12 protein-coding genes and 1 pseudogene are annotated in these 13,295 nt (G+C 39.7%); all 13 read right to left on the reverse strand.

What is annotated here, in order from left to right:
- Positions 1–12: 12 nt before the first annotated feature.
- The 13 genes and pseudogenes from B2337_RS12470 to B2337_RS12530 all read right to left on the reverse strand — a co-directional run bounded on the left by B2337_RS12470 (position 13) and on the right by B2337_RS12530 (position 13,284).
- A complete protein-coding gene (locus B2337_RS12470; protein ID WP_292413669.1) occupies positions 13–1,299 on the reverse strand; it encodes an O-antigen ligase family protein in 1,287 nt (428 codons plus the stop codon).
- A complete protein-coding gene (locus tag B2337_RS12475; RefSeq protein ID WP_292361495.1) occupies positions 1,300–2,058 on the reverse strand; it encodes a glycosyltransferase family 2 protein in 759 nt (252 codons plus the stop codon).
- On the reverse strand, positions 2,055–3,221 hold the full coding sequence (locus B2337_RS12480) for a glycosyltransferase family 4 protein (protein ID WP_292742679.1): 1,167 nt from the start codon (positions 3,219–3,221) through the stop codon (positions 2,055–2,057). Before B2337_RS12480 ends, B2337_RS12475 begins: the two co-directional genes overlap by 4 nt.
- Positions 3,218–4,153: an NAD-dependent epimerase/dehydratase family protein gene (locus tag B2337_RS12485; protein ID WP_292361493.1), complete on the reverse strand. Its 936-nt coding sequence runs from the start codon at positions 4,151–4,153 to the stop codon at positions 3,218–3,220. The genes B2337_RS12480 and B2337_RS12485 overlap by 4 nt, the downstream gene beginning before the upstream one ends.
- The gene (locus tag B2337_RS12490; protein WP_292413665.1) at positions 4,153–5,007 is read right to left on the reverse strand and encodes a class I SAM-dependent methyltransferase; all 855 of its coding nucleotides are present in this window, start codon (positions 5,005–5,007) and stop codon (positions 4,153–4,155) included. Before B2337_RS12490 ends, B2337_RS12485 begins: the two co-directional genes overlap by 1 nt.
- Entirely contained in the window at positions 4,997–5,584 is a 588-nt protein-coding gene (locus B2337_RS12495) for an acyltransferase (RefSeq protein WP_292413663.1), read from the reverse strand. The genes B2337_RS12490 and B2337_RS12495 overlap by 11 nt, the downstream gene beginning before the upstream one ends.
- Positions 5,563–6,390 carry a methyltransferase domain-containing protein gene (locus B2337_RS12500; RefSeq protein WP_292413662.1) on the reverse strand — a complete coding sequence of 276 codons (828 nt, stop codon included), beginning with the start codon at positions 6,388–6,390 and terminating at the stop codon, positions 5,563–5,565. The genes B2337_RS12495 and B2337_RS12500 overlap by 22 nt, the downstream gene beginning before the upstream one ends.
- Before the next feature lie 2 nt (positions 6,391–6,392).
- On the reverse strand, positions 6,393–7,304 hold the full coding sequence (locus B2337_RS12505) for a glycosyltransferase (RefSeq protein WP_292413660.1): 912 nt from the start codon (positions 7,302–7,304) through the stop codon (positions 6,393–6,395).
- A complete protein-coding gene (locus B2337_RS12510) occupies positions 7,297–8,784 on the reverse strand; it encodes a hypothetical protein (protein ID WP_292413658.1) in 1,488 nt (495 codons plus the stop codon). Before B2337_RS12510 ends, B2337_RS12505 begins: the two co-directional genes overlap by 8 nt.
- Positions 8,785–8,792: 8 nt before the next feature.
- A pseudogene (locus B2337_RS12515) lies at positions 8,793–9,488 on the reverse strand (acylneuraminate cytidylyltransferase family protein); the annotation flags it as partial.
- 2 nt (positions 9,489–9,490) lie between these two features.
- Complete coding sequence (locus B2337_RS12520; protein WP_292361486.1) at positions 9,491–10,435, reverse strand: dihydrodipicolinate synthase family protein; 945 nt, start codon at positions 10,433–10,435, stop codon at positions 9,491–9,493.
- A complete protein-coding gene (locus tag B2337_RS12525; protein ID WP_292413655.1) occupies positions 10,428–11,471 on the reverse strand; it encodes a GDP-mannose 4,6-dehydratase in 1,044 nt (347 codons plus the stop codon). The genes B2337_RS12520 and B2337_RS12525 overlap by 8 nt, the downstream gene beginning before the upstream one ends.
- On the reverse strand, positions 11,464–13,284 hold the full coding sequence (locus tag B2337_RS12530; RefSeq protein WP_292413653.1) for an N-acetylneuraminate synthase family protein: 1,821 nt from the start codon (positions 13,282–13,284) through the stop codon (positions 11,464–11,466). Before B2337_RS12530 ends, B2337_RS12525 begins: the two co-directional genes overlap by 8 nt.
- Positions 13,285–13,295: the final 11 nt, after the last annotated feature.

Raw genomic sequence — 13,295 nt, forward strand, 5'->3', positions numbered from 1 at the left:
AAGAGTGCAATTCTAAGCAGGTAAAGACTTATTAGAACTGACTCTTTGAATTTCATTGTTCATCACAATTGAAGACTTAATTTCAACATTGGTGATTACTTTAGAATATTTTCCACGAGATAATAATAAACCAGCGACTAAAGCTGAAAATATTCCCAATCTCATCTCAACCCCGATTGTATTGGCCATACCGACAATCAAACTCATCAGAATAGTTAAATAGAGCAAGCGACCCTCAACAATACATTTATTTTTGAGAGCGATCTCTAATAGCCAAAAATTCAAAGCAAGATAGGATATTAATCCAATAGCACCATACCGGCTAAGCATATAAATAAGATCATGATGTGGTGATGAAAGATATGGACCTGACTTTCCAAAAATTACAGATAAAAAATCTCTTGAAAAGAATTCGTATAATGCTGCATTCCAGAAATCTATTCTATAACCAAAAGTTCTTAAGTCTTTTGAGTTTTCTTCACCGGACTCAAACTCAAAAACAGCGAACAATTCAGCTGAATAAACAAATATTTCTTTTAGAGATAACAACATATAATAACTAAATAAAAATAAAACAGAAGCACAAATGAAACTAAAAAATAATCGTTTTAATAAACTTTTATCACTCAAATAGAACCAAGCTCCAATAATAATTGGATACGTCAGAATTAATGATCTTGAACCGGACATTAATATGAGTAAACACCCCAAAACCACCCAAAAAATATTTTTTAAAGGGCCAGTCCGTGCTATAACAATTAGCACTAAATAAGTGACGATATATGAGAAGAGAATGGGATTTCCTAAAGAACCACTAACTCTCACATCTCTATCCAACCCCATAGTATTAACACTTGACCAAAATAAAGAGAAAAAATCAGGCTTAAATAACTGAACAATTGAGATGCATAGCTGAATTAGTAATACTAATTTAGCCAAAAGCTCTAGACCCTTATAATTTTTATTAGAGCCTTGATAAGACAAAATTACCGCAACAAGCACAACAAGCCATGCAAGCCAATTGAACAACAATTTTCTATCATAAAAATCATGTACATATGAATTAAAAACTGATAGAAGCAACAAGGAAAATATTAAAATAAAGATAATATTTAGTACTCTATCTGAAAGCAATAAGTGTAATTTTTTTACATTTAATGCGATTACCAATAAAGCCAATAAATAAATGGGATAGAATGTATTGAAGACTATAATCTCGCTTGGCCTGAACATGACATATAAATGCATAACATACACAAACCATAATCCATAATCCTGCTTCATTTCTGAATCAATCATCTAATCTTTAGGCTTAAAAATAAATTGTTTTAAACGATTTGAAATTTTACAATAGAAAAAATGTAATCGGCTTACTCTTCCATAATAGTCGTCAAGAAATCTCAAAACTTCTTTATTTTGGAAAATGATATTTTTTAAATTTTTATTTGTTGTCCCTCCCAAACGCATCTTTATTATCAGCTCAGGTAGATACATAAATCGTATTTTCTTAACCTCAAGAAATCTGAAAAGTAACTCTACATCTGATGCAATTTTGTAATTCAAATCAAAATTTCCATTTTCTTCATAGACGGACTTTCGACAAAAGAAGGTTGGATGTGGCGGCATCCAGCCACGTTTAAAAGCACCCGATATAAACGCCTCAGATCTCCAATAACGAACAACTTTATTGATATCGGTTTGATCAACATAAACAAGATCTGCATAACAGGCATCAATAGTGGGGTTTTTAAACACTTCTGCAATACTGGAAACAACATGAATGGATGTATAAAAATCATCAGCATTCAAAATTCCTACAACATCTCCAGTGGCCATAGCGATACCCTTATTCATTGCATCATAAATGCCCTTATCAGGCTCTGAAACATAACGAGCAATGCTAGAAGCATTGTCAATAAGTTTGACCGTGCCATCTGTCGATCCACCATCAACGATAATATGTTCTATATCAGGATACTCCTGATTTGCTACAGAACGAATTGTGTCAGAGATGGTTTTGGCACTATTAAAACAGACAGTGATAATTGAAATTTTCATAAACTTTTGGCGGCTGCCTCAACTACAGTTGTGAATTTCATCGCAAAGAGCGACATAAATGTTCTTGAGCGTTCAGCTGCTTGTTTCATATCTTCGATACGTTTATCAATCGAAATACTTGATAATGTAATCATTTGTTCTGCTAACTGTGCTGGCTTATCCTGTTCAAAAAAAAGGGCATTTTGTTCTGCTTGTTCGCGATGAACATTTATGTCCGATAAAAGCATTTCGACTCCAAGTGATTTGGCCTCTTCAACAGTAGTACTCCAGCCTTCAAATCGTGATGGATTAATAAGTGCGGCAGCACTTAACATTAGAGCCTGAACATCGTCATAAGGGATCATTCCCAAGACACGAAAATTGTCCTCGACTGATTCCGCGGCAATAAGTGATAACAACTTTGGAAAATAATCCGGATCACGTGAATCTTCATGATTACCAGATACCGCAACGATAATCTCTTTGCCCTCACGTTTAGCAATACCCAAGGCTTTTATGACGCACTCATGATTTTTATGCTGCCAGAACTGGTTGGGTAAATAGAAAAAATGCCTGGGTAGATTATATTTTGCTAATAAAACTTCAAAATCAAACTTTATCGGGCGAACTGGCACACTGAAATTAACCACATGCAGGCGCTCATTCGGTAATTTATAAAACTGTTGGAAGTCCTTTGCTGCATCGAGACTGCTAAGCATGATGTGACGTTTCGCATAAACTTGCATGCGAAAACCGATCTCTCTTTTCCAGAATGCAAAAAAACCAAAATACTGCCTAAGTTTACGATGCTGTAAATCTGGAATCCATGCAATTGTTGGTATATTAAAGTGCCAGCCATAAAAATCAGCAGCCTCAAATACCACATCGATCTCATGTACCTTAAATACTGCCAGTGCATCAGTATCACAACCAGTCACAATAGCTTTGAGAAGACGCCGATTTTTGTGGGAACGATTAAACACCTTAGAATGAACAATTTTCAGCCCATCAAGTGCATTAAACCTCTCCAGCACATCTATTGCAACATCATCACCCAGAAATAAAATCGGTTCGACTCTCTGGTTTTCAAATTCTAATAATGCACTGATCAGATTCACTTGATAGTTTAAGCCCCCCATCCACGCATGTCCGCCGATTAGCGTAAAGGCTACACGATGTTTCAAGCCAAGTTTCTCGCTTTGTACCAGCTCACTACTTCAGATATGCCTTGCTGTAATAATACCCTGGGTGAGAAACCCAACTCATTAGCCAACGAAATATCAGCAACTAAACTTTTAGGGTCGCCCTTACGAGAAATGCCGCTAAATTTAACACTATGATTTTGTCCCCACTGGCTACACACCAGCGATGCAATTTCAGCTATAGAAGTGCTTATCCCCGTGCCACCATTGACCACAGTAATTTCATTTAATGATTTATTCGCCAATAACCAAAGTAACTGTGAGGCATCGGAAATATGTATCCAGTCTCGAACTTCACTCCCAGTTCCATTTAACGTAATTGCATTTGAGTCTGACTTTTCAATTTTTTGGCATAAGTCCCACAACAGCTGTTTTTCCAACCCCGTTCCATAAACAGAAAATAATCTGATAACAGCAAGGTCTAAACCAAAACTATCACGATAAGAACTGAATAAGGACTCCAGCATCCATTTGTGGTAACCATAGGGTGAAAAAGGCTTACCGATGTCTTGCTCTAAGATGGGACCGTTGAATGCCGAACCATATACCGCAGCACTGGATGCACCTACCACTCGGCTCGCTGGAGAGCTCTGCCTCACCCACTCCAAAAGGCGTGCGGTGGTATCTACTGTGCGTTGAAAATCTTCGTAAGGATTTTGTATTGATGAACCAACAGCTGAACCGCCAGCAAGATGAAAAATAATATCAGGTTTACCAAAATCAGAAACCAGCTGATTCATTCCTGCAAAGTCTATTTCAGCATTTAGCCAATGACTAAATCCCCAGGTTCTAAAGTCATCATCCGTCCAAAACCCATGTCCAATTCCGTAAACTGTTGCATTTTTCTTCGCGATAAATTTGGCTAGATTGCGACCTATAAATCCCTTCCCACCTGTAATCCAAACTGTAGTCATTACTGCTCCTCGGGCTTGAAGCAGACAAATGAATATAACCTGCCAGGTCGTCTATCTACAAACGAAAGACAACGAAGCAGACTACGATAAAGAATATCAATATTAAGGATGCGTGATAGCTTGCCAAACAATGGTATTTTACTGATCCTCTGTTGAATTTGAGCTTTCAGCGATGCTTCTGTGTAAGGGGCGAAATTAATAACACTATCGAAAGAACGGAGAACGCGTTTAACCTTAAATCCAGCTTTTTTCAGTGCGACAAGATACTCATGAGATGTGTAGGCATTCTCACCACCATATAATGAATGTAATGGATGCACATCAAAAAATGCAGCTAAATCTTTTTTTGATGAAATCACATGGTCTCTAACGGCTATTAAACTGCCTCCTGGCTTTAAGACACGGAATAATTCTGCACATAACTGTTCAAGATCATTTGCATGGTGCAATACTTGTCGGGCAAAAACCAGCTCAAATGTATTTGCATCAAAATTAATTCTCTCGCCAAATTCCTGAGAGACAGATATAGGCAGGTTGTTCTCCAAAGCAAGCGTTTTGATTGCGCCAGCTCCAACAAGCTCGCTGCTATCTGGTTCTAACGCGGCTACTTGCCAGCCATCACGAGCTAAAGCATAACTGGCTATCCCACGTCCTGCCCCAAGGTCCATTGCAAAACCTTTTGAATCTGGAACATATCGGCTTATAGCTTGCCACTCCGGGCTATTATAATATCTCTCCGCAGCTTGCTGGACGGATGGATCATAATAACAATCCCGAACTAATTGTTGTTTATCCGGTTGATTCATTAACCATGAGACTGCCGCCTCCCAGGAGACAAAGGTTTTATCGCTCATCGGGTCCTAACTCTCTGATTATTTTGGCTGGGTTGCCAGCAACAATAGTCCACGGTGGCACATCTTTAGTCACCACGGCTCCAGCTCCGACGATAGCACCTTCACCAACGGTTACACCCTTTAAGATTGTTGCCATTGCACCAACCCAAACATCATCAGCTATCATAACCGGAGACTCATCAAGGTCTATTGAAGATGGATGACCAACGCTTGCAATATTCATGAATTGCTCATGTCTTTCTGAGGCGCGTATTGGATGGGTATGGTTATCAAAAATATTGACATTATGTGAAATTAACACCCTGTTGCCGATGGAGATACGGCCAGCGGACCAAATCCTACAACCTTCTCCCACATAACAATCGTCTCCAACAACAATTTTTCCTCCATGGGCAAACACCAAAAGCTCCCCCAGAACATGGCTATTTGAACCAATTGAAATTAATTCTGGTTTTCCTGATATGTTGATAATTTTTGCCGAGGGATAAAGCACAACACTGGCTGCTCCAGTGAATTCCCTAAACTGTAAAAGCTTTCTGATAAAAGCTTTGAAAGCTATTTTGTAAGTTCTAAACATACAACTGCACGTGATGCGGCAGCATAGTCAGTGCCGTAATCTTTTTCGGTGTGAATATCAAAATAAGTGGCATCACTGGCAAGTTCACGTGAAGAATTAACCCATCCGCTCTCATGATACTGAAAGTAGTTTTCTTTTATTTCCGTCGGTGAGAAAGTTGCCTTGATACTATCCACCATTTCACCGTTAAATATCTGAAACCAACCACGCACTTTATGCTCACCGAATGGAACACTAAGAAATAACTTTCCACCTGGCTTAAGAATTCGATGAAACTCTTTTATTGCAGCGAGATAACCCTCTGCATCACTTTCACGCTTTGCTTCATCACTGGTATACAGCATTGTGTTATCCAGGCCTATATGTTCAATTGTAGAAAGACTGGTGATCCAGTCAAAATAATCATTTCTGAAACAGGTGTTTCTCAAATCTTCATAGATATATGAAACCCCTTTGTTCCAGAAGGCATCCTGCTCTGGTGCCAAGGTTGATATAAATAAATTCTTATTCTGAAGTTTTTTATGATCGAGAAGAAACGAATAGTTGAGGATCGAACCGGCATCAAGGATTCTTCCTGCTGAATTTGGCAAAGACTGGAAAAACCACAAATATTCAACAACCCTCTCATCAAGCCTAAAGCCATACCCATCTGGCAATCTTGTTATATCGAGAAGTGGATCATTGATAGCAGTATTGATAGATGAAAATTTGTAAGGAACATAACCTAGCTTCCATGGTTTTTTTCCAAATAGTGGATACATCCAACTACAGGTAGAGTGATATATTTTTTTTATAAGCTTACGCATGTTTATACCTTGAAAGGCTTAATTAATCGACTTAGAAACGCTTTAATGCTGAACTTTGGTTTGGGAAGCTTTTTAATTAGTTCATCAAAAAAGGGAGAAGTCACACTATTAGCAGGAAACGTTTTTACCTCAAACGTCGCGTCAATAGGCGTATCATCAAATCCGCTAACCACACAATTTACACCGCTACCATCAAACCCTGAGTTCTCAACCAAACTTTTTCTAGGGTACAGTACCAGCCCATTTTTTATAAACACACTCACGTACCAACGTATTGCCCATGAATCAACCTTAGCCTTTTTTTGGGCTTCAAGCATTTTAAAGTATGGGTAGCGTCCATCCAAATTAAACTGCTTTTTCAGGTCAGGATTATTTTTTATAGTGTTGAAACTACTAGCTGTTTTATCAAATTTTTCCCATGAGTTTTGCCACGTCGCCCACCCCCAAGAGGATGTCAGAGGTAGAAACAAAGCATCTTCGTTAGATTGAATATCGACAGGAAACATATAACCGGCTATCTGCATGACTTGTTCATCGTGCTCATACTTATCAAGCCCTGCATTCATATACGCCAGAAAATGCGGTGAAACCTGCAAATCATCTTCCAATACAACAACCTTACCGAACTCATTACATATGCGAGTTACACCATCAATGACAGAATTTGCCAGACCCCAGTTGCTATCCCGCTCATAAATAGTGACGGTTTTAAAACCGGAAATTTGACGAATATATTCTCTTACCTGCCTAACGGTTTCTTCAACACTTTTGTCCTTTGCTGCATCCGAAAAAACAAATAAATCAGACATTTCGGCTTGAGGATTTTTTAATAACGAAGTTACAGTTCTACGAGTATGTTCTGGTCGGTTGTAAACAAACAATATTATTGGGGCGAATGTCGTTTCTTTATTCATAGGCTTTACCATCAATGTATTGATTGATTACACCTACTAATCTTTGCATGGACTGACCATCGTTTGGTCCAAGGAATCGTTGTGAAAATATCTGCATTTTCTGTCTAACTGAATCAAATTGTTCAGGCTGTTGCTGAATTTGCAATACCTTATCAATGGCTGCTTCTGCCGAGTCAACAACAATTGCTGCACCGTGTTTTTCTGGAAAGGGATATACGCTGTGTGACTTATCCAGTTGTAAAATAACTGGAATAACACCACATGCAGCAGCCTCGGACAATGTTGTAGAAAAAAAGCCCACTGCACTCTGGGTATTTATCAATGTTGCAGCTAACGAAAACTCCGGTGCATTCATCGGACTAATTCTATGCGGATACTTTTGCTGTAAGTCATCAAAGCCAGGATGTTTATCAACAGGATGTTTTCTTACAATGATATCTATTCTTTCATCACGTTTTAGCAAGTCTTCTGCAAATTTAACAAGCAACAGATAATCCTGCTCACTAATATGTTTACTCACGGGCTGAGTATATATAACAACCCTATTCGGTTTTGTGGTGGTTACTCTTCGTTCATTTAGCCGATGAAATTCATCCAGCAAAGGACTACCAATCTCATGATAAGCTGGTTTTGGCGACACACTCTGGTAACGTTCAACAAAATCATTGCTCCAGCATAGCATCACATCAAAGCACATATTTCGATAACCACTATGTAACACCCCTGCGCGCCCACTCTGAATTCGGATAGTTGGAATCTCAAGTTGCTTTGCTGCTCTCGCCATTAACTCATCATAATGTGAGGTTCCCTCAGCAAATAAAAGTACTTCTGGACGTTCCTGTTGCAGCGCTATATAAGCCTGCTGATAAAACATGCATAAACGAAGATAAACAGGAAACAATGGGTTCCAAACTGATATGCCCAATCCAGAAGAAAAACCTTTCGGCATTGGCAATAACGCTGGACATGCTCCTTGTTCTTTTACTTTTCCAGAAATCAACATGGGATGTGATGAGAAAAAAAGACATGTAGTTGATTTAAATTCAGATACCAAAGGTTGGAAGAAATCAACAAATCGGCAATTTATGGCAAAAAAACCAATAGGTCGTTTTTCAGTACTGCTAACTGATTTGGCAGATAAGACGTTTGAAATGATAGAGCGATAATAATCTCTGCCTAAACGTAACCAAGGTAAAGAGGTTGTAAACAGCCTTTTGGTAAGCGAAATTTCGGACGAATTTTCCCAATACCGATCGAATGTTTTGGTTAAATCCGACTCTTTGGCTGAATTACGCCATGGTTTTGTGAACTTGAGTAAGGGTAGTAAGCTATATGGCCTAGCCATAGCTTCAAAATAAAAATAACGCTCAAATGCTCCACGCAGACAATTATTTTTATAAGTCAGATAGTCTGGTTGTTGCTGTTCAATCCAATCAAACAACTCCGTCATTAAAGCGGTTAATTTTTCCTCTCCTGTCATTCGAGACTTTAGTTCCCGCTTGCCAGAATCGCATCTGCGACTAAAAAGTCAATGGGATTATCAATATCCACTGAATGCGTGCGACTCATCAGATAAGGCACAGCGTTTTGATAAAGTGTTAATAGTTTTGAATTTTGAAAATCCTTGATTTTTCTGACATAAATTGCACCATTAGGATGGTAAGCAATTTTTTGATCCTGACTCCGTGTATTACCTGTCAACATTGGACTATGTTCAAAAACAGGTGTCCACTGATCCCCCTCATCATAGAATGCAAATGAGATAGGGAATCCATATTCAGTTGCAGAAAAAACCGGTTTACCCTTTTCTTCAAAAAGTTCGATTGCTTCGTCAATGTGTTGTGAGTTACGTAAGGGTACGGTAGGTAAGCCCATCAAAAATACATCATTCGGGTCTGAGAATATCTTTTGATAACCGTCTTTCAGGTAGTCAAAAATCTTTACTTTGTCGCTCGCCTGTTCCGGTTCGCGATAATCAAGCTTCAATTTATCACTTTTAATATAGCGATTAGCGATATCCCAATATTCTTGAGAATCAGTCGAGAATATAACCCTATCAACCTTTTGCGCGTTAACAAAAGCCTCTAATGTGTGAACCACGAGAGGCTTGCCAGCCAGCATTTTTATATTTTTACCGGGTAATCGTTTTGAGCCGGATCGAGCGGGTACAAATGCCACATAAGCCATTAGCTGAAAAAGTCCTGGATAGCTTTGTCTACTTGATTATGGACGGTGACAACTTCCTGATATTCGGTATCGTTCAAATGTTTCAGAGGCATCCGATCACGACGATGCATAAAGCCAGCGGCCTGCAATAACGCTTTGTTTGTTCTGTGCCAACCATATTTTGAGGCACATTGGTCAAAAAACGGTGCTTCCAGCTGATTCAGAATAAAATCGATTGTTTTTTGATCATCATTTTTCCATGCTTGCCAAAACGCTTCACCAATACGGGCATCGAGCATGGAAATCCCATTCAGATAGGACTTAGCTCCAAAAGGCTTATATTGCATCAATGTTGATTTACGTCCTGCAATCACTACCCGTATGCGCGGCTCAAGTTCCAGAGCCAGACAAGTAGTTTCAAAATCTTTTGCATCTTCTTTCAACGCCACGATTTCAGGGATACTGGGCAGTTTTCTGAATAATGAATGCGGCCAATGCATTTGAGTACCGTCATAACCTGATAAAAATGGCATTTCATGTACCAGGATAGGCATATTTGAATTTCGGCCGACTTCAGCAAAATGATCCAAGATCTGTTCATCATTGAAATACTTTTCTCGCACAATCAATGAGATCAAATCGGCACCGGTTTCTTTTGCATGGACAGCGAATTCAGTACTTTCTTTGGTCGAGCAATGGATAGGATCACCAACCACCACAATGTTTTCAGGATCAAGCCGCTTCAGCAGTTTTATACAAAACTCATTCAATTCCATAATTTCTGAGTGTTTCAACTGAGAATAACGTGAGTTATAAGCCATTACATAAAACTTTCTGGCACCACCAATGTAGAGATGATTCAGATATCGTTCCAGAGACTCATAATCAATATTTTCCTGTTCATCAAAAGGAGTGAATACAGTGTAAACACAACCTTCCAACCCCTGTTTCAAATGTTCATACATTGGTGATTCCTTTTGTTCTTCTGTCAATATCAGTGAATACCATTTCAGTTGCTATTTTTTCAACCGATCTGGAACCCTGCCAATTTATTTTGTTTAGTAATTTTTTAGCATTGCCGGCTCTTGCACTAGTATCGAAAGGTCTGAAATAACGTTCTGATACCACAGCTAAAGGCATTCCTGAAGATTTATCCACGCAAACTTCATCGACGCCCGTACCTTCAAACAATGGGTCAAATCCAGCTGCAATGGCAGAAAAACGCAGGAAATCTCTAACGGTTGTTAATTTACCGGTAGCAAATACATAATCATCGGCTGCTTTTTGTTCTAACAAGCTCATCATGGCGGCAGTGTAATCTTCTGCTGCACCCCAGTCTCTCGCTGAGGATAATGCACCTAATTCAATCGGGTCACCATTATCTATTTTTAATCTAGCCAGGTTAAATGAAATTTTCCGCGTTACAAAATTTCGTCCGCGTAATGGCCCTTCATGATTGAATAAAATGCCAACTGAAGCATGAAGATTGTATGTCTCGCGGTACATCCGAACTAACTCTTGAGCAGTAAGTTTGGATATACCATAAGGATTCGCCGGTTTAAGCTGGCTTTCCTCACTAAGTAACGTATTGGGTGCAGCCGGACCAAACACCTCAGAGCTTGAAGCAAAAAACAATCTGGCTTCCGGCACAGTGTGCCGGATAGCTTCCAGCACATTCAGCGTACCTAACGTGTTGGCCTGAAGTGTTGTCACGGGATGAATAAAAGAATCCGCAACAAAACTCTCGCCGGCAAAGTGATAAATATGTGCTGGTTGAATAGATTTCAGAACATCATTCAAGTTAAACGGTTCATCAATATTGATATTGACTAACTTAACCTTGTCGAGAATATTCAGGTGATGTAATCGCCAGGTTTTTGATGCTGAACCTCTGCGAAACCCACAATAGACTGTCCATCCGGCAGTCGATAGATGCTGAGCCAGATGCGCTCCATCCTGTCCTGTTGCCCCAATGATCAGTGCTGTCTTATAGTTAATCATCAAACAACTCGGCTAATCTGTTTAATGCCTTTGCAAACCCGGCTCCTTCATCAAGATGTCCTTGCCAGACTTCAATGACCTTCATACAGTCCAAATCCATTACAGAGCTAATTGCCGGCATGTTTTTTGTGTCCCCTTCACCAAAATGAAGTCCTTCACCATCAATTCCGGCAGCATCTGCAATATGCACATGCTGGACAAAACCTGAAAGTCTTTTAATAACCTCTGTGGCTTCAAAATCAAACACACTGTCACCCATACATAAATGACAAACATCCATGCATATCGGTAATTGGTACCGTTCAATTAACTCAACGTCTCTGGGTTGATTTACGGCTTCCAGTTTGACAGAACCACCAAAATACCATGCGATGGGAGGTAACCACTGGGGAAGAATGGAAACGCCTTGTTTTCGAAACCCCTCTATTAACTGCGAGTGCTGCTGATAAAACTGTTCAATAGATTCATGCACAACAGAGAAGCTTCCTACGATTGGTACATGCTGCCCTGTATGTTGCTGTAGTGCATCAGCTAAATCGACTGTTCGCTGGAGGATATTCTGGCTTTGCTCTGCTTGTAATGCATCTGCCGAGAATGGGTCCATCAGCTGAGTAGAATTGATGTAATCGGGCAAATGAATGCTGTATCGATTATCAGCATTGTATTGTTTTGCATCTACCTCAGATAGAACTTCGCCATAGGATAAATGAAACTCATAAGCACCCACCGGAAATTTTTGCTCAATGCCAGCCAAATCATGCAATCTAACTGGAATGGCAATTTTCCGGCTACGTGCAAAATCTATAGCGGTGTCAGATACTGGAGGTGTTTTTTCAAAAACAGAACGACTTAATACTTGCCCGGGCGTTACCTCCCGAACTGTAGGGTGTTTCAGAAAAGGTTGTATCTCATTTTGCCCCAGACCAACTCTGGGGGAGCGGAAAACTAACTGCTCTGGTTTAATTATTTCCCCGGCGCTAATAGCCTGTTTTGCATAAAAGCTACGACCAAGATTTTGCAAATTAAGGAGTTCCCCTTGGTTGGCAACTCGTGGACCATTCCCCGCCATCAGTAATCCGATATGGTCTGCGAACATCGCCATGCGAGAAAATTCGTCCGGGGTTGAACTTGTGGTGTGATCCAGCCCATTCGCATCTTTATCAAAGGTTATATGCCGCTCGATAACTGTAGCTCCCATAGACATTGCAATTAATGTCACTTCCCAGTCATTGTCATGGCTTGAGTAGCCAAATGGACGTTGCCATTTATTCGCCATGTGCTGTAGATAGCCTAAACGGGAATTTGTCAGCGATACCGGATAGTTGGATACGCAATGAAGGGCAAGCCAATTATCACCCTTGAATTGACTGATGGCATCATCGATCTCTGCTTCATTGTGACAACCCAGCGACAGATAAACCGGCTTGTCCAATCTCAACATGCTATTAACAAGTTCAATATTTGATAATTCAACTGAAGGCACTTTGAAAAAGTCAAAGGACGCTAAATCATCATTAAAGTCGAGCATATCCTGCGTATCAAAGAAACTAATCCCAACTGCAAGCCCGAGCTGTTTGCCCTGTCCTGTTAGTGACAATATAGTATCTGGTGAAAGGTAATTCCGACGAATTTCCGTCAGCAACATCTCATCGCCAATTTGTTTCGCATCATCAGCATAGGCATTTTCAAGGTTCCGATATTGAAACTTGACTCCCCATACACCAGCATTGGAGGCTGCTTTTATAAGATCCATTGCCTTATCGGCATCACCATCGTGATTAATGCCGATTTCTGCGATTATTTTTATATCCATTATCAAAAACT

This window comes from Methylophaga sp. UBA3192 (genome assembly GCA_002363955.1).
In the GTDB taxonomy this organism is placed as follows: domain Bacteria; phylum Pseudomonadota; class Gammaproteobacteria; order Nitrosococcales; family Methylophagaceae; genus Methylophaga.